Origin of the sequence: Peribacillus sp. S4, from assembly GCF_046715815.1 — a bacterium.
GTDB classification, from domain to species: domain Bacteria; phylum Bacillota; class Bacilli; order Bacillales; family DSM-1321; genus Peribacillus; species Peribacillus frigoritolerans.
In genome coordinates this window covers 2,322,941-2,338,133 of record NZ_CP175708.1, presented here as the reverse complement: position 1 = coordinate 2,338,133, position 15,193 = coordinate 2,322,941, and the positions used below count along the sequence as shown (strand labels likewise).

Here is a 15,193-nt window from a genome sequence, read left to right as displayed (position 1 = left end):
ATGTAATATTTGATTAAAGAGTATTCCTAACAAAGGTATTTTACAGAGAAAAGCTGTTTATTACCATTATTAAGAAAAATCATTATACAAGAAAGAATAAGTTTAGAAAAGGCATGACTCACTTAACTTTCTTATGTTCATACAGACTACCACGTATTGTAACAATTTATACAAGGAGGCATCGTTCATTATATATTTACGAAAATAAGGAAGTCTAAACCTTTTACCGTTCATGAACTTAACGTATATCAAAAGATGTAGGTCCATCAAGGAAAATTCATTTTTTTAGTGGATTTTTTTTGGACAGCCGTACCATTTTGTCACGAAAATGTTACAATAAGAGAAGCTTAACAGGTATTTCAGGGCTGTTTTTAGCTATTTCTACACGTTTATTTTTGAAAAAGGGAACAATCTTCCTTAAACGTGATAAAAAAAGAAGATTTTTCTTAAAGAAAGGGTAATAGAATGCTTACATTTATCACTATACTGGCTGCCTACCTGATCGGTTCGATTCCGTCCGGTTTAATAATCGGTAAAACATTTTACAAAATCGACATCCGGGAGCATGGCAGTAAAAATCTAGGCGGGACAAATACCTTCAGGACACTTGGTGTCAAGGCAGGACTAACCGTTACTATCATGGATATACTTAAGGGTACCCTAGCAACTTACCTGCCGTATATACTAGGCGTGGAAATGCATTTATTGCTAGCCGGAGTTATTGCGGTAGTCGGTCATATGTTTCCCATTTTTGCAAACTTTCGGGGCGGAAAAGCCGTGGCAACTTCTGCTGGTGTCATTCTTGCTTATGAACCATGGTTTTTTGTCTTTGCCGTCATCATTTTCTTTATATCCTTATACATATCCAAATATGTCTCGCTTTCATCCATGATTGCTTGTCTACTTGCTCTCATCTACAGTTTAGTTTTTCATATTAAAGATTTGCCGCTCATTATTGTAATCAGTTTAATAACGATCTTCATTTTTTACCGGCATCGCGCAAACATCAAGCGGATTATCGATAAAACTGAACCTAAAGTAAAATGGTTATAAGAACATGTGCATTACCATGTGAAGATAGGCCCGTATGCAAGGGCCTATTTTCCATTCTACAATTCATTTGTAAGGCATGCCTCGAAACCTTTTCACTAATTGCTGTTCGAGATTGAGTATCTATCCTATCGCTGATATTAAAGCCCGCTGCTCATCATCATTCTTGGTTTGTTCAAAGACGATTCTTTGCAAGTGATTCTTTACATTTTGAAAACCGGGTGAATACCACCGGGGCTGTAAGCCAATACAATATTGAGTCTTCGCCACTTTGTCCGCAATTTAACAAAATCATCGTCAATCACACCATTGAATAAAGATAACATATGAGTAATTAACGTTTTTCTCAATCTTCCCACTGTGCTGTGCACCGTTATAATCCCTTTCAATTCAGGAACCTGCAGAATTTTGATAAAAGGCATCAACAACTCCCTCGACCTGGAGTTCGATTGCCTCTCTAAATTATTGATCACCTTTAAAACATATTCCGTTAAATCGATGATTTTAACCTAAAGTTTCACCTGTTCACTGCTTACATCCAATATGCCATCTGTTTCATTTGCTTTTTGAAACCAGTGCTTCACTTTTATGAAAATCCCCATATCACACTCCCAGGATTTTGAAAATCACGACAAAGCTAATCCATTATACCTAACAATAAAATGCGATTCTTTATACCTATTTAATTGAAATTAAGTCAGGTTACCCTCAAAAAGAGTGATTCTTTCAGTCTATTTACATGTCATTCTGGACTCCACACGGTTCTTTTGTCAAGGTAAAAGGGCCTGAGTCATTTCTACATTAACTTCCAAACGAATAAATCGTTTGGAAGTCGTATAGTGGCGAAAGAGTCAAGTAAGGATTGAATAATTGTTGAACAGGGGCTACACTGGAACTAGTTATTACATTTCGATAGGAGAAAGTGCCATGAAACCATTGCAAATATCACCGGAAACTGCATTAAAGTTATCCAAGTCACTAAATCTGCCTTTAGAGCAAATCATGCATATGCCTACACCAGTCTTGCTGAAAAAGCTTGCCGAGGCTGAAGCAAAAGAAAAAGGCAATACAAAATAGCTGCAGGAATCTGCAGCTATCATTTTGTAGACAAAAGGGGTTCGGAATTAAAATATTCTGAACCCCTTTTGAAATCCCCTTTGAATTTTCGCCTAAAGTTAAGAGATTGCGGCTCTACGAGCCCACATGTTAGGCCATTTTTGGACCTCGCCATGTCCAATTGGCCATCTTCTTTAAATGAATGGCAGTGAAAGTTAGCGTCGCCTGCACTGACAATTTTTTAAGTCCCCTTAAAGTAGTCCAACGCATACCATGCTTTTCTTTTGCATCTGCGAATACACGCTCAATCGTTTCTTTACGTTTTGCATATATAGGTTTTACATCTTGATGATGACGCAGATGATCTGCTTCTTCCACATGTGTTTGCCAGATATGCCGTGTCACCACTTTTTGACAGTCTTTACTTTCTGTACACCGAGATAAAAATGTGCATGTTGTACAAATATGTTTTGGCGATTTGTACTCGCAATAGCCCTCTTTATTTGTTGTTGAGTACTTTAAAGTTTCGCCCGAAGGGCAAAGGTAACAATCAAAATGTTCATCGTATACATTGTCCTGTTTGCGGAAAAATCCTTCTTTGGTGCGAGGACGTGTATAAGGTAAAGCCGGTATGATTTCTTTGTTAAATAGGTAGCTTATAATCGCTGGTGTTTTATAAGCTGCATCTGCGGCAACGGCTTACGATTTTCCAACTTTCTCAATCACTTGTTCAACTAGTGGCTCTAAGGTCTGGACTGTCATGTGTATTTCCAGTCAAAACCGTTGCGGTCTGCGGCCGCTTGGAATGAATAGGCAAACTTTTTTGTTCGGAAATTTATCTGGTGGAAAAGACTTTTTTCCATGGTTTTCACGATCTTGATTGATTTCTTCTTGAAGACTTCCTTGATACGCTCGTGTTTCTTTACGAACTTTTCAAATTTCCGTTTATTCGCACTGGCTTTCACATGTGTGGAATCCACGAAAACGTGTTCAGCACTTATTGACTTTTTATTAGCAGCTGTCATTAAATGCGATAGAAAATCTGTTCAAACAGGTCTGTATCTTTAAAACGTCGCGCTCATAATTTTTCCCGAACATGGAGTAGGAGGTACTTTATCATGGAAACCATAGCCTACTCCAGGCAAAAGTGTTCTATCTAAAAGGTAAGACAAAGTTGATTGGAGCGGGTGTTCGAGACTCCTGCGGGAAAAGCGCGTCTAGGGGAGACCCCGCAGGCGAAAGCCGAGGAGGCTCCCCGACCGCCCGCGGAAAGCGAGTGCCCTACGTTCCAATCAACGTCCAAATTGCTACAAGCTATAAAAATAGGCAAAGTCGATTTTCATCGAGTTTGTCTACAGTCTGATAGCTGCAGGAATCTGCAGCTATTTTTGTGTGTCCTCATATGGGTACGAAACGATCTTACGGGCAATACCATTTCCGGATTTCCTTTTACAAGCCCCGACTTTATGAGGAAATTAATTAGATGGATTAATTTCAGAGTCTTGCTTAACTCATAAATATATCAATATTCCGAATATTCCCCCGCCGCTTGGCTCAGGAATCAAAAAGGCAAAAAAAACCGCAAATGGGCGGTTTTCAATTGAAAGTCAATTCTTTTGCCATATCATGCAGAGGCTTCTTTTTGACTGATATTAATTGTTCATTTTCATAGGTACATGCAAATTCTTGTGGTGGTTCATCCTGTAATATATCTTTCAGGTAATACTTTATGTTGGACACAACTTCACTTGCCTCCATAACCCATTGAAATGGCTTCCAGGCAAGTTCCCCTTCATCACAGGCAGAATAGCCCTCCCCCTTCATCTTCAGCTCTGTAAACATACATTCCACCTGTTTCATTCCATGTCACGATTCCTCGAAAGCTCATCCCCCTTACTTTCAATCCAGTTTCTTCAAGAATTTCGCGTTCCATCGATTCATCGATGGTTTCACCTTTTTCTATTTTCCCGCCTATGCCATTCCATTTATGCCGATTGGGATCCTTTTGGCGAAATAGCATCAACACTTCGACTTCGTTGGATCTTTTTCGAGTTATGAAACAAATATTGTATATAATATCCATTGTTATTTCCTTTCTTAAACGCACATTATTCGCATCTACCGCATAATTACTTTATACTTAAATAACGAACCTCTAGGAAGGAGAATGAGTATGAAACTGACCATTTCCGATCAAGCAGCTAAGTGGTATATTGATGAACTGGGGCTTCAAGAAGGCTCTCATTTGCGCTTTTATGTAAGATATGGCGGACATAGTACCGTCCAAAGCGGCTTTTCATTAGGTATCATGCAAGAAGAACCGGAAAATGCAGCGGCCACAACGACTATGAACGAGATTAATTTTTATGTAGAAGAAAAAGATTTATGGTACTTTGATGGCCACGATTTACTTATTACTTTTAATGAAAAACTGACTGAACCAGAATTTCAATATGAAAAGAGTGCTTGACAATAAAGCAGCGGTGTAAACTGCTGTTTTTTCTTGTTCAATCGAGCAGGCGCTCTTCAATATCTTCCGCCCTAAGAATTTCCGCTTGTTTATCCCCTAAAAGATCAAAATGAGAATAGCCATCCTTCCTGTGATGAATCCACTCTTTTTTTAGCCCGTATTGCTTACCCCACTCCGCTAAACGCCTTAAATCCTTGCATCCGACTTTTGTTACCGTCTTGCAACCGGGAAATCGGTCATCCAGCCAATAATGAGTTAAAAAAGCTATTTGGCCTTGATCGATTTTCTGCTTCCAGGCTACGATGTCTACCCGTTTAATCCCAAAAGCCATTTTTGATCACCTCAATAATTGTAATTAAACCAATTCATCCTGCTTTTTATTTTTCTCATAGGCCTCATGCCATTCAGGATACATGCGTTTGATGGATATTGGGCGGAAGCTCTCCTTTTTAACGCAAACGTGGGAAGAATGACCTGTAGCCGCCACTTCATTTTTCCCATTAACGATCTCATACCCATAAACGACGCGTAAACCGTCATATTTTTCAATCCAGGTTTTAATTTTTACCTTATCACCATATCTAACAGGGGTTTTATACGAAGCTTGAATATCCATAACAGGTGAGAGGATGCCATCCGCTTCCATATCAGCATAATAAAACCCTAAATCATTTATCAATTTTGTCCTGCCTAGTTCCATCCATATTAAATAATTCGCATGGTAAACAACACCCATTTGATCGGTCTCTGCATACCGCACTTCAATTTCGTTTTCAGCTATGAACATTTTGTTTCCCCACTTTCATTTCTCTTGCAATAAACATTTTACCATAACAATTGTGCAAATTTCATTTAAGCTGTCTTTATAGACTTTTTCCCTTCATTGAACCTAAAATGAAAGGGGAGAAAGATTTCTCATCTCTTTCTCCCCTTTACCTAGTTGTTTACATATTATCGTTACTATAACCGTTTTCCCGTGCTTCCTGCTCATCTTGCATTTCTTCCTTCATTCCATCAATGCTCTTTCTTCTTCGTTCATTTTTATCCTGAATTGCCTGCTTTTCTTCCCCTGAAGAAAATGATAACGTTTCATTTGCAGCGATTATGTTTTCTTCCGTATTTTCTATTGCATCTTGAATTTTTTCAACATTATCCAAACGATTATCCGGATTGTGCTTATTTGTGCCCATTATTTTCACCTCATGTTATTTATTCACATAATATTATTACGATTACTTTATAACCTTGTCCCTTGATTACTCGCCTTTAGTTTGAATGACCTGAGCATGTTTGCCTGATTTGTCCTGCATTTTCTTACCGTTGTTCCCGCCCGCTGCTATTGGCTGTGTTCCTTGATGGCTCGGTCTAAAGTGTTTGGAATCTTTTTTTGGATTACCCATTCTATCGCCTCCTTCTCTTATCATGGATAAAAAAGAGGAAATTCATGAATGCCAGTTTTTGAAATAGTTATGAAAAAAGAGCCAGCACCTTGAAGGGACCTCATGGCACTGACTCTTTTTAGGCAAAGACTATTCAGCCTTTTGCATATGTTTTTTTTCAAGACGTTCTTCAAGTCTTTCCATTTGTTTAACGTCCATCAATAATTCCCTTTTATTTTCTTTAATTAATTCTTCAAATGTCCTTTTTCTTTTCTTCATGCTTTTCACCTACTTTTTTAATATACAATTCAGCATTGCCAAATTAACGTAAAATTATGACTATATGGTTTCCATCCCTTTAATTGTCATAATTATCAGATTTTTAACCTGAAAAAAATTCCATATCTCCACTCTTACTTTAACCCTTTTTTCATAAACTTTAACCATAATTTTTTAATTTTTTTGATTTTTCCATAAAAGTTTGACAACTTTGTTAACATACATAAAAACGGAACCTCATAAGGTTCCGTCTTGTAATAAAAAACGTTCCTTGTTTTCAGAAACCGGGGTTTTCGGCAGGAGTGTGTCGCAAACACTTCAAACTTCATAAGATTACCCTACTGCATACTATTTATATTTCGTTCCATATCTTTTAAGGTCATGGCCGAAATTACCTTATTCCTGATAATGCCTTTTTTGTCTATGAAGTAAGTTGTCGGTATGCTAAGAATTTTGTAGCGCTCATTCACTGGATTTTTTGCACTTTGACTATCCAGCGGTATGGTAAAAGTAATTCCATTATCCTCCACAAATGCTTGTACATCATTTTCAGGGTCAATATTGACTGCAAGTACGACGACATCATCACCCGCTTGTTGTGTGTATTTCTCCATATCCGGCATTTCCTTCTTGCAAGGCGGGCACCACGTTGCCCAAAAATTCAGCATTACCTTTTTTCCCTCATAATCCGATAATTCAACTTGTTTACCATCCAAAGTTTTCAGGGAGAAATTCGGTGCTTTAGCTCCAATTTTCAATCCGCCCAAAGCATCTTTTTCGTCATCTCCCTTTGATTCATTATCCATCGCCTGCACGATCGCTACAGTAATAAGTGATAGTAAGGCCACCGAAGCAATAATTTTTTTAAGCATACTCGTCCTCCTAGTCCCATTACAATAAAAATATTAGTCCATTTCCAGAATTAGAACAACTTCCCTATTCCATCTTAACAATAAAAGGGTATGCGGAAAAGTGCAATTCCTATAAATCATATCATGATATCTCATTGTTTCATAAACCTGACACAAAAAAAGCGGTAAACCTATAATAGGTTTACCGCTTCCTAAAAGCTGAAATTAGCCTTTTAATTTATTACGTAATACCATTTGAAGGATACCACCGTGACGGTAGTAGTCGATTTCGATTTCGGAATCGAAACGAACAAGTACATCAAATTCTTTTACGTTTCCAGCTTCATCAGTAGCTGTAACTTTTACGATATCACGCGGTTTAACCGTTTCGTCAATTTTAACTGCGATCGCTTCTTTACCAGTCAATCCAAGCGTTTCAGCGTTTTCGCCTTCTTTGAATTGAAGTGGAAGAACACCCATTAATGCAAGGTTAGAACGGTGAATACGTTCAAAGCTTTCAGCGATGACTGTTTTGATGCCAAGAAGGTTAGTACCTTTCGCAGCCCAGTCACGAGAGCTTCCCATACCATAGTCTTTACCAGCGATTACTGCAAGACCTGTTCCATCAGCTTTGTATTTCATACAAGCATCATAGATAGCCATTACATCGCCTGTTGGCCAGTAAGTAGTGTAACCACCTTCTGTACCTGGAGCAACTTGGTTACGGATACGGATGTTTGCGAATGTTCCGCGCATCATCGCTTCATGGTTACCACGACGAGAACCGTAAGAGTTAAAGTCACGCGGTTTCACACCGTTTTCGCGAAGATAGATACCAGCTGGTGTATCTTTACCGATTGCACCTGCAGGGGAAATATGGTCAGTTGTTACTGAGTCGCCGAATTTACCAACTACACGCAAGCCGGAAAGTGGGTTAACTGAACCCGGTTCTGGTGATAATCCTTCAAAGAATGGAGGATTTTGAATGTAAGTCGATTTAGAATCGAAAGCATAAATCGCTTCGTTGCTTGTTTGGATTTCATTCCAACGTTTGTTATCGTTGAATACTGTTTCGTATTCTTTACGGAATAATTCCGGTGTAACTGTCGCTTTAACAGCAGCGTTAACTTCTTCTTGTGATGGCCAGATATCAGCAAGATATACATCGTTACCATCTTTGTCTTTACCAAGAGAATCATTGTTAAGATCGAAGTCCACAGTTCCAGCAAGAGCATAAGCTACAACCAAAGTAGGTGAAGCAAGATAGTTTGCTTTCACTAGTGGGTGAATACGACCTTCAAAGTTACGGTTACCAGAAAGCACTGAAGTTACTAGTAGATCAGCTTCAGCAACAGCTGCTTCGATTTCGTCAGCCAATGGACCTGAGTTACCGATACATGTTGTACAGCCGTAACCAACTACGTTGAATCCTAATTGATCAAGGTATGGTTGAAGACCTGCATCACGAAGGTAACCAGTAACAACTTTAGAACCTGGTGCCAATGATGTTTTTACATAATCCGGAACAGTCAAGCCTTTCTCAACTGCTTTTTTAGCAATAAGACCCGCTCCAAGCATTACGTACGGGTTAGAAGTGTTTGTACAGCTCGTGATTGCAGCAATTGCAATCGCACCTGTTTTCATTACCGTTTCTTTGCCATCGGCAAATTTAACAGTTACTTCTTTATCCAATTCAGAATTGTCCATGCCAAAACCTTGGTTGCCCATAGGTGCATTGATCGCGTCATGGAAAGATTTTTTCATTTGAGAAAGTGGAATCAAATCTTGCGGGCGTTTAGGGCCTGAAAGGTTTGGTTCAATTGCTGAAAGGTCGATTTCCACAACATCATTGTATGCTGGATCTTCGTTTTCAGGAGAGTAGAACAAACCATTTTCTTTGCAGTATGATTCAACCACTTTAATTTGTTTTTCATCACGGCCTGTTAAGCGCATGTAATCGATCGCTTCTGCATCAACAGGGAAGAAACCAACTGTAGCACCGTATTCAGGAGCCATGTTAGCGATTGTTGCACGGTCAGCAAGTGGAAGGTATCCTACTCCTGGGCCGTAGAACTCAACGAATTTACCAACTACGCCGTGTGCACGAAGAACTTGTGTTACTTTCAATGCAAGGTCAGTAGCTGTTGTACCTTTAGGAAGTTGGCCAGTCAGTTTAACACCAACGACTTTTGGAACTGGGAAGTAAGATGGCTGTCCAAGCATGCCTGCTTCTGCTTCGATACCGCCGACACCCCAACCAAGAACACCAATACCGTTGATCATTGTAGTATGTGAATCTGTACCGAAAACAGAATCAGGGAATACTTCGAAGTCTCCGTTTGGAGTTTCAACAGCATGAACCACGTTCGCAAGGTACTCTAGGTTAACTTGGTGAACGATACCAGTTGCCGGTGGAACTGCACGATAGTTGTTGAATGATTTTTGAGCCCAGCTTAGGAACTGGTAACGCTCTGCATTACGTTCGAATTCAAGATCCATATTGGCATCTAGGGAATCCATTGTACCTGCTTTATCAACTTGTACAGAGTGGTCAATTACAAGGTCAACCGGGATTTCCGGGTTGATTTTGTCAGGATCTCCACCAAGTGCCGCGAAAGCATTACGTAAAGAAGCTAAATCAACAACAACTGGAACACCAGTGAAATCTTGTAGGATTACACGTGAAGGCTTGAACGGAACATCTATATCTTGTTGCTCGCTTGTTCCCCATTTAGCAAGGTTCGCAACGTGTTCTTTTGTGATTACTCTTCCGTCTACTTGGCGAAGGACCGCTTCAAGTAATACTTTAATGGAATATGGAAGGCGTGATACTTGGCCATCCCCTGCTTTTTCAATAGCGTCTAGGCTGTAGTAGTTGTAGCGTTGCCCATCAATTTCAAAGGACTTACGCGCTTGGTATACGTCATTTTTCGTCATGAATATTACCCCCTATTAAACTGTCAGAACGTATTCTGCACATGAAAGTAAAACCTGGTTCACTGAAACCACGTTTACTATAAATATAAGTAAAAAAGTTAGTTTGTCGAATTTTCTCTCTCTTCTCCCACCCTAACTCTTCCTTCAACTTAATACTAATATAGAAATGAGTATAAGTAAATAACAAGAAAGTTATTGTTTTTGATAAGTTTCTCTTATAGAAAAAATCCCCCACATATTAAAGTGCATTTAAGAAGACTTGCTGATATGCATTTTCTTGAAAATCCCCCTATTTGCGGCCTGATAAATTATTCCATCAAAACATATTGACACTTCATACATAATCATTCGACATTATCACATTCTATGGGTGGAGGTGTCGAAATGACAAAACAAAAGGCAAATCATGTTATACCAGGTATGAATGCAGCAAAAGCGCAAGGTAATGGGGCTGGATACAATGATGAACTGGGAAATGAACCGCCATTATCGGAAATGCAAAGGCAAAACAATAAAAAAAGAAAGAAAAACCAATGATTCCCCTCATTTTTAGACTTTAAATAGGATAGGCTTTTTGAAATGGCAGATGTCCTGCATTTTTCAAAAAGCCTATTCCTTTCTAAAATCAATTAACGCACAAGTAAAACGCGCAAAACCCAAGACTAATGCGCATGGACTCATGACGAAAGAACCTGTCACTCAATAGTCCTCAGAATTGACCTCATTGACGATTGCCTGGATATCCTGTTCGAATTTTTTCAATTGTTCTTTCTGATGTTCGGAAGCGGTGACTAAAGCAGATTGTATTTGTTGATAGGCCTCGTTCACTTCCTGCTTCACATGTTTCAATTCCGTCCCGTAATTCGGTGCGTTTTTCTCAATGGATGAGTATACATCAAATACTTGTTGATAACTTTGCTGGGCTTCCTGAAAAGACCTTCGCTTATCTTGTTTATCCTGCATTTGGATTCAGCTCCTTAAATATGGTGTCCATCCATAGCATGTACGAGGTTTGCAAATATATGTATGTGAATAAAATTTCACGGACTGATTATCTTAAGAGATAGGAGGGATCGAACATGAACAAAAACGATGGTAAAGATATGCGAAAAAATGCTCCTAAAGGAAATAACCCAGGTCAACCAGCACCGTTAAGCGGTTCTCATAAGGTGAAAAACAGGCAGCACTCCCGTCAGAAGCATAATAGCAGTCATGATATGTAAGCTGCTTAAATAATCGTTCCATAACAAAGCGGTGCCGCCCCAAAAAGGCAGACACCGCTTTCGTTTTATATTTCTGAAGCAAATAAGCCACATTGGGAAAATGTTCGATACCTTCCTATTATAAGGGCATCTTTTTTTGGCACTCTTTCACGGGTATAAACGTGAATTGCAAGTCGGTGCGTTCAGCCAAAATAACGATGATATAACGTTTTTGCTTCTGCAATATCTTTTGTTCCATGAATCAACGCCCGCCCGTCTTTAAAAACGACCAACCGATGGGCTCCAATGGTAAATGAAAGTAAATAAGGATTTCTGTCGATCTTACCACCTTGTGCGATAAGATTATTTTCGAGTTCCGCTAAGTCTCTTTCAACCCTCATTGCCGGCCGGATTTGGACGGAATCCCTACCGCATAAAACGGCGGTCTTTGTTCGATTTGAATAAGAGAGGTGGGGATACGTTCGATTTGACCCACATGACAAACAAGTGTCCTTTTTTAATTTCGCAACATTTATCGATGAATGTTCATTTTTCCAAAGATCAAATGAAACGATTTTGTTTCTCAGCGATTCGTGATCTTCGACAAGGATTTTTAAAGCTTCCGCCATTTGATGGGCAACGACCGTTTGAACGGCAGGACTGATGATTCCCGCCGTATCACAAGTCAGTCCTCCAATCGGGACCGTTTCCAGCAAACAATTCAAACATGGTGTCTTCTCTGGGATCACCGTGTAACTTATCCCATAACTCCCTACACAGGCACCGTAAATCCAGGGGATTTTATATTTTTGTGCAGTATCGTTAATAAGCATCCTTGTATCGAAATTATCAGTGGCATCCAATATCAAATCCACGCCTTCAACAAGCTTCGCCAATTCATCAACCGAAACATCCGCCACATGTGATTTTACGATTACATCCGAATTTAGCGCATTCAGGCGATTCTTCGCTGCCACTGCTTTCGGTATTCTTTTTTGTGCATCATCTTCACAATAAAGCTGTTGTCTTTGAAGGTTGCTCCACTCTACATAATCCCTGTCAACAATGGTGAGTTTCCCAATTCCGGCTCGAACAAGGCCTTCCGCAGTTCCCGTACCGAGAGCACCCGCTCCAATCACCAAAACGTGTTTTTGGCGAATTTTCATTTGCCCTTCTTCCCCAATAGGACCAAAAAGTTCTTGACGTGAATAACGCTCATTCATCCAATGCTCAATCCTTCAACTGGGCTGCTTGCAATCGCGTAATCATTTTTTTCGATTCTTCCTGCTTCATACCCCAATCGCCCTGCCTCAATGGCAAGTTTCATTGCTCTCGCCATTTTGACTGGGTCTTTAGCCCCGGAAACAGCAGTGTTAAGCAATACGCCATCCGCTCCCAATTCCATGGCGATCGCTGCATCAGAGGGTGAACCGATCCCTGCATCAACAATTACCGGCACCTCTGATTGTTCCATGATGAACCGTAAGTTCAGTGGGTTTATAATGCCTTGACCAGAGCCAATTGGTGAAGCTCCGGGCATGATTGCATGGCACCCCACTTCTTCCAGGCGTTTAGCGAGCAAGACATCATCCGAAGTATAAGGTAATACGGTGAATCCCAGTTTCACTAATTCTTCAGCAGCTTTCAATGTTTCAATCGGGTCAGGCAGCAGTGTTTTTTGACAGCCAATGACTTCAACCTTAATCATGTCACATAAGCCAGATGCCTTTGCAAGCTGGGCTATGCGCACTGCTTCTTTGGCTGTTTTAGCTCCTGCCGTATTGGGAAGGAGTGTGTATTTCTTCAAATCAAGCTTTTCCAAAAAATTGGGCTGACTTGCTTCAAAAATGTTCATTCTCCGGACCGCGAATGTTAATATTTCCGTCTCCGAAACCTCCACTGATTGTTTTTGAACATCGAAATTTGGATATTTCCCAGTACCTAATAATAATCTTGAAGAAAATTCATAAGAACCAATCTTTAACATATCATCCGCCTCCTACAAAATGTACAATCTCTACCTTGTCTCCATTTGACAAAAGTGTTTCACTTAGACTTTCTTTTGCTAATATTTCATCATTCAATTCAACGATCACTACTTTTTGATGTAGATTAAAGTGTTGTAAAAGCCCTGTAACTGTTGATTCTTCAGCAGGAATCCGTATTTTTTCCCCGTTAATAATCAATTCCAATTCATCCACCTCCATCAAGAAAAAAGGGGCTGTATCGAACGGTCCAATCGAAAAGGGGACCATTCGGGATTTGCCTTCCTTTCCAAAATATCCGCTATAAGTACACCTGTAATTGGAGAAAGCAAGATACCATTCCTATAGTGCCCCGTTGCAATGAAAAGTCCTTTGCATGCCGGATGTTCACCGAAGTACGGTAAGCCGTCCCCAGTTTGGGGGCGTATACCTGCCCATGTCTTTTCCAATTCGGTTCCTTTAATCGCCGGAAGCAATTGCGTTGCTCTTTCTATTAACGTAGAAATCCCCTCAAGACTTACCTTTTGATCGAAAGTGTTCGCTTTAACCGTTGCCCCGACAATGATTCTTCCGCCAACTTTGGGCACAAGATAGCAGCCATGTGAGAAAATTGTCTTTTCAAGCAATGGACGATCGGCCAGGACGGAAAAGCACTCTCCCTTTACTGGATAACTGTCGAGTATGATCCCTGATTTTTCCAGGAGGAAAGCACTCCAAGCGCCACCTGCCACGATGACATTTTCACTTGAAAATCTACCTATGTCCGTGACAACTCCCGTTACACATCCGTTTTCCGTAACCAAATCGGAGACATGAACAAATTCCTTTATATCCACACCAAGGGCAGCTGCAGATTCAGTAAAAGCGAGCGACAGTCTTGTGGCTGAAACTTGTCCATCATTCGGAATGAACATGGCTCCTTTTATCTCATCCGATAAAAGCGGTTCCGTTTTCCTTATTTCGGCAGTCGATAGCCATTCAGCCTCAAGTCCGGCATTTTGCTGGACTTTGATCATGTTCTTCAACTCGGCTACTTGATCACTCGATAGCGCCACCTTATACATGCCCTTATTCACTAATTCGATGTCTATTCCACTTATGTCTTTTAATTCTTCCGCCAGTGCAGGAAACATCGCTCTGCTTCGATTTGCCAATGTAAAAAGGGGATTATCAGCATCTAACTCGGATTGTGCTCCTAACATCCCGGCTGCAGCACTGGATGCTTTACTGGCAAGTCTGTCTTTTTCCAATAAGAGAACCTTCTTACCTCGCTTGGCTAATTGAAAGGCAATGGATCCACCTATTACTCCTCCCCCAACAATGATTGCATCATATATGGAATTCATATTATGTCTCCTTTCCCAAAGACTTCGCATATTCTTTAACGGCTTCAATCGGATTTTCAGCTTCAAGCACACCTGACATGACCGCAATTCCGTGTGCCCCCGCATCCAGCACGTCTTGGCAATTGAAAGGTGTTATTCCTCCTATCGCAATTATCGGAAGATCGACATTTCTTGTGATTGCATGAAGCTCCTCAACTCCCCTAGGAGGAAGGCCAATTTTTGAAGCCGTTTCAAAAACATGTCCATAAATCGCGTAATCGGCCCCTTTTCTGAATGCGGCTTTCGCTTCATCCATGGAATGGATCGAACAGCCAACATTCATCCCTGGAAAAGCTCCTTTTACGACTTCTGCATCTAAACTATGAAAAGCCAATTGCACACCAAATGCTTTGTGTACCCAGGCTACATCCACCCGGTCATTAATGATGATCTTAGAAAGCGGAATCTTATTATCATGTAATAGCCTCACTGCTCGATAGAGTTCCGAAGCACTCCTATGCTTTTCCCTTAGATAAAAGAAATCAACATGTTCCTGAATGTTTGAAGCGATTTCCACAAACTTTTCAATTGGCTGTTTCCCAGTGGAAATTATATGCAATTCATGTGCATTCATACTAGAACCCCCAACTAGTAAAGTT

At 40.2% G+C, this 15,193-nt stretch carries 20 protein-coding genes and 2 pseudogenes; 5 read left to right on the top strand and 17 right to left on the bottom strand.

The genetic code is table 11. From position 1 onward, the window contains the following. The first annotated feature begins 465 nt into the window (after nucleotides 1–465). Nucleotides 466–1,053: a glycerol-3-phosphate 1-O-acyltransferase PlsY gene (gene plsY, locus ACJ9PY_RS11190; RefSeq protein ID WP_411740021.1), complete on the top strand. Its 588-nt coding sequence runs from the start codon at nucleotides 466–468 to the stop codon at nucleotides 1,051–1,053. 120 nt (nucleotides 1,054–1,173) lie between these two features. On the opposite strand, the pseudogene ACJ9PY_RS11185 reads toward plsY, so the two are convergent. Further along, a pseudogene (locus ACJ9PY_RS11185) lies at nucleotides 1,174–1,523 on the bottom strand (protoglobin domain-containing protein). A gap of 454 nt (nucleotides 1,524–1,977) precedes the next feature. Between ACJ9PY_RS11185 and ACJ9PY_RS11180 the strand changes: the two are divergent. Then, the gene (locus ACJ9PY_RS11180) at nucleotides 1,978–2,127 is read left to right on the top strand and encodes a YycC family protein (protein ID WP_082609358.1); all 150 of its coding nucleotides are present in this window, start codon (nucleotides 1,978–1,980) and stop codon (nucleotides 2,125–2,127) included. Nucleotides 2,128–2,256: 129 nt separating this feature from the next. On the opposite strand, the pseudogene ACJ9PY_RS11175 reads toward ACJ9PY_RS11180, so the two are convergent. The 3 genes and pseudogenes from ACJ9PY_RS11175 to ACJ9PY_RS11165 all read right to left on the bottom strand — a co-directional run. Continuing rightward, a pseudogene (locus ACJ9PY_RS11175) lies at nucleotides 2,257–3,317 on the bottom strand (transposase); the annotation flags it as partial. A 385-nt stretch (nucleotides 3,318–3,702) separates the two neighbouring features. Continuing rightward, nucleotides 3,703–3,948 (bottom strand): hypothetical protein, encoded by a 246-nt coding sequence (locus ACJ9PY_RS11170; protein WP_411740020.1) that lies wholly within the window; start codon nucleotides 3,946–3,948, stop codon nucleotides 3,703–3,705. After that, nucleotides 3,902–4,189: an NUDIX domain-containing protein gene (locus ACJ9PY_RS11165; RefSeq protein WP_411740019.1), complete on the bottom strand. Its 288-nt coding sequence runs from the start codon at nucleotides 4,187–4,189 to the stop codon at nucleotides 3,902–3,904. The genes ACJ9PY_RS11170 and ACJ9PY_RS11165 overlap by 47 nt, the downstream gene beginning before the upstream one ends. 90 nt (nucleotides 4,190–4,279) lie before the next feature. Between ACJ9PY_RS11165 and ACJ9PY_RS11160 the strand changes: the two genes are divergently transcribed. Next, complete coding sequence (locus ACJ9PY_RS11160) at nucleotides 4,280–4,576, top strand: HesB/YadR/YfhF family protein (RefSeq protein WP_098865529.1); 297 nt, start codon at nucleotides 4,280–4,282, stop codon at nucleotides 4,574–4,576. A gap of 37 nt (nucleotides 4,577–4,613) precedes the next feature. On the opposite strand, the gene ACJ9PY_RS11155 is transcribed toward ACJ9PY_RS11160, so the two are convergent. The 7 genes from ACJ9PY_RS11155 to acnA form a co-directional block, all read right to left on the bottom strand. After that, on the bottom strand, nucleotides 4,614–4,907 hold the full coding sequence (locus ACJ9PY_RS11155; protein ID WP_034312413.1) for a hypothetical protein: 294 nt from the start codon (nucleotides 4,905–4,907) through the stop codon (nucleotides 4,614–4,616). A 24-nt stretch (nucleotides 4,908–4,931) separates the two neighbouring features. Further along, the gene (locus ACJ9PY_RS11150; RefSeq protein ID WP_034312417.1) at nucleotides 4,932–5,363 is read right to left on the bottom strand and encodes an acyl-CoA thioesterase; all 432 of its coding nucleotides are present in this window, start codon (nucleotides 5,361–5,363) and stop codon (nucleotides 4,932–4,934) included. Nucleotides 5,364–5,520: 157 nt separating this feature from the next. Beyond that, a complete protein-coding gene (gene tlp / locus ACJ9PY_RS11145; protein ID WP_063591297.1) occupies nucleotides 5,521–5,766 on the bottom strand; it encodes a small acid-soluble spore protein Tlp in 246 nt (81 codons plus the stop codon). A gap of 66 nt (nucleotides 5,767–5,832) precedes the next feature. Then, nucleotides 5,833–5,976: an acid-soluble spore protein N gene (locus tag ACJ9PY_RS11140; RefSeq protein WP_048678620.1), complete on the bottom strand. Its 144-nt coding sequence runs from the start codon at nucleotides 5,974–5,976 to the stop codon at nucleotides 5,833–5,835. A 129-nt stretch (nucleotides 5,977–6,105) separates the two neighbouring features. Then, on the bottom strand, nucleotides 6,106–6,234 hold the full coding sequence (locus tag ACJ9PY_RS11135) for an FbpB family small basic protein (protein ID WP_072272906.1): 129 nt from the start codon (nucleotides 6,232–6,234) through the stop codon (nucleotides 6,106–6,108). A 338-nt stretch (nucleotides 6,235–6,572) separates the two neighbouring features. Next, a complete protein-coding gene (locus ACJ9PY_RS11130) occupies nucleotides 6,573–7,106 on the bottom strand; it encodes a redoxin domain-containing protein (protein WP_063576389.1) in 534 nt (177 codons plus the stop codon). Nucleotides 7,107–7,310: 204 nt separating this feature from the next. Beyond that, nucleotides 7,311–10,022 (bottom strand): aconitate hydratase AcnA, encoded by a 2,712-nt coding sequence (gene acnA, locus ACJ9PY_RS11125; protein WP_048678624.1) that lies wholly within the window; start codon nucleotides 10,020–10,022, stop codon nucleotides 7,311–7,313. 384 nt (nucleotides 10,023–10,406) lie between these two features. Between acnA and sspO the strand changes: the two genes are divergently transcribed. Next, on the top strand, nucleotides 10,407–10,559 hold the full coding sequence (gene sspO, locus ACJ9PY_RS11120; RefSeq protein ID WP_034312428.1) for a small acid-soluble spore protein O: 153 nt from the start codon (nucleotides 10,407–10,409) through the stop codon (nucleotides 10,557–10,559). 162 nt (nucleotides 10,560–10,721) lie between these two features. Here sspO and ACJ9PY_RS11115 read toward each other — a convergent pair whose 3' ends face one another. Next, the gene (locus tag ACJ9PY_RS11115; RefSeq protein WP_034312430.1) at nucleotides 10,722–10,985 is read right to left on the bottom strand and encodes a hypothetical protein; all 264 of its coding nucleotides are present in this window, start codon (nucleotides 10,983–10,985) and stop codon (nucleotides 10,722–10,724) included. Nucleotides 10,986–11,101: 116 nt separating this feature from the next. Here ACJ9PY_RS11115 and ACJ9PY_RS11110 point away from each other — a divergent pair, with 116 nt between their 5' ends. Continuing rightward, complete coding sequence (locus tag ACJ9PY_RS11110; RefSeq protein ID WP_063576391.1) at nucleotides 11,102–11,245, top strand: small acid-soluble spore protein P; 144 nt, start codon at nucleotides 11,102–11,104, stop codon at nucleotides 11,243–11,245. Between the two features lie 182 nt (nucleotides 11,246–11,427). Here ACJ9PY_RS11110 and ACJ9PY_RS11105 read toward each other — a convergent pair whose 3' ends face one another. Genes ACJ9PY_RS11105 through tenI form a run of 5 tightly spaced genes read right to left on the bottom strand, consistent with a single transcriptional unit; the run spans nucleotide 11,428 to nucleotide 15,168 of the window. Next, complete coding sequence (locus ACJ9PY_RS11105; RefSeq protein WP_063576392.1) at nucleotides 11,428–12,447, bottom strand: thiazole biosynthesis adenylyltransferase ThiF; 1,020 nt, start codon at nucleotides 12,445–12,447, stop codon at nucleotides 11,428–11,430. Further along, entirely contained in the window at nucleotides 12,444–13,211 is a 768-nt protein-coding gene (locus ACJ9PY_RS11100) for a thiazole synthase (protein ID WP_057275905.1), read from the bottom strand. The genes ACJ9PY_RS11105 and ACJ9PY_RS11100 overlap by 4 nt, the downstream gene beginning before the upstream one ends. Before the next feature lies 1 nt (nucleotide 13,212). Next, entirely contained in the window at nucleotides 13,213–13,416 is a 204-nt protein-coding gene (gene thiS / locus ACJ9PY_RS11095; protein WP_034312438.1) for a sulfur carrier protein ThiS, read from the bottom strand. Nucleotides 13,417–13,430: 14 nt separating this feature from the next. Beyond that, entirely contained in the window at nucleotides 13,431–14,555 is a 1,125-nt protein-coding gene (gene thiO, locus ACJ9PY_RS11090) for a glycine oxidase ThiO (protein WP_411740018.1), read from the bottom strand. A 1-nt stretch (nucleotide 14,556) separates the two neighbouring features. After that, nucleotides 14,557–15,168 carry a thiazole tautomerase TenI gene (tenI, locus tag ACJ9PY_RS11085; RefSeq protein ID WP_283930634.1) on the bottom strand — a complete coding sequence of 204 codons (612 nt, stop codon included), beginning with the start codon at nucleotides 15,166–15,168 and terminating at the stop codon, nucleotides 14,557–14,559. Nucleotides 15,169–15,193 lie beyond the last annotated feature (25 nt).

What these genes read in the sequence shown, in the direction of transcription:
- plsY (WP_411740021.1), top strand. Translation starts at nt 466, where the DNA reads ATGCTTACATTTATCACTATACTGGCTGCCTACCTGATCGGTTCGATT.
- ACJ9PY_RS11180 (WP_082609358.1), top strand. Translation starts at nt 1,978, where the DNA reads ATGAAACCATTGCAAATATCACCGGAAACTGCATTAAAGTTATCCAAG.
- ACJ9PY_RS11170 (WP_411740020.1), bottom strand. Translation starts at nt 3,948, where the DNA reads ATGTTTACAGAGCTGAAGATGAAGGGGGAGGGCTATTCTGCCTGTGAT.
- ACJ9PY_RS11165 (WP_411740019.1), bottom strand. Translation starts at nt 4,189, where the DNA reads ATGGATATTATATACAATATTTGTTTCATAACTCGAAAAAGATCCAAC.
- ACJ9PY_RS11160 (WP_098865529.1), top strand. Translation starts at nt 4,280, where the DNA reads ATGAAACTGACCATTTCCGATCAAGCAGCTAAGTGGTATATTGATGAA.
- ACJ9PY_RS11155 (WP_034312413.1), bottom strand. Translation starts at nt 4,907, where the DNA reads ATGGCTTTTGGGATTAAACGGGTAGACATCGTAGCCTGGAAGCAGAAA.
- ACJ9PY_RS11150 (WP_034312417.1), bottom strand. Translation starts at nt 5,363, where the DNA reads ATGTTCATAGCTGAAAACGAAATTGAAGTGCGGTATGCAGAGACCGAT.
- tlp (WP_063591297.1), bottom strand. Translation starts at nt 5,766, where the DNA reads ATGGGCACAAATAAGCACAATCCGGATAATCGTTTGGATAATGTTGAA.
- ACJ9PY_RS11140 (WP_048678620.1), bottom strand. Translation starts at nt 5,976, where the DNA reads ATGGGTAATCCAAAAAAAGATTCCAAACACTTTAGACCGAGCCATCAA.
- ACJ9PY_RS11135 (WP_072272906.1), bottom strand. Translation starts at nt 6,234, where the DNA reads ATGAAGAAAAGAAAAAGGACATTTGAAGAATTAATTAAAGAAAATAAA.
- ACJ9PY_RS11130 (WP_063576389.1), bottom strand. Translation starts at nt 7,106, where the DNA reads ATGCTTAAAAAAATTATTGCTTCGGTGGCCTTACTATCACTTATTACT.
- acnA (WP_048678624.1), bottom strand. Translation starts at nt 10,022, where the DNA reads ATGACGAAAAATGACGTATACCAAGCGCGTAAGTCCTTTGAAATTGAT.
- sspO (WP_034312428.1), top strand. Translation starts at nt 10,407, where the DNA reads ATGACAAAACAAAAGGCAAATCATGTTATACCAGGTATGAATGCAGCA.
- ACJ9PY_RS11115 (WP_034312430.1), bottom strand. Translation starts at nt 10,985, where the DNA reads ATGCAGGATAAACAAGATAAGCGAAGGTCTTTTCAGGAAGCCCAGCAA.
- ACJ9PY_RS11110 (WP_063576391.1), top strand. Translation starts at nt 11,102, where the DNA reads ATGAACAAAAACGATGGTAAAGATATGCGAAAAAATGCTCCTAAAGGA.
- ACJ9PY_RS11105 (WP_063576392.1), bottom strand. Translation starts at nt 12,447, where the DNA reads ATGAATGAGCGTTATTCACGTCAAGAACTTTTTGGTCCTATTGGGGAA.
- ACJ9PY_RS11100 (WP_057275905.1), bottom strand. Translation starts at nt 13,211, where the DNA reads ATGTTAAAGATTGGTTCTTATGAATTTTCTTCAAGATTATTATTAGGT.
- thiO (WP_411740018.1), bottom strand. Translation starts at nt 14,555, where the DNA reads ATGAATTCCATATATGATGCAATCATTGTTGGGGGAGGAGTAATAGGT.
- tenI (WP_283930634.1), bottom strand. Translation starts at nt 15,168, where the DNA reads ATGAATGCACATGAATTGCATATAATTTCCACTGGGAAACAGCCAATT.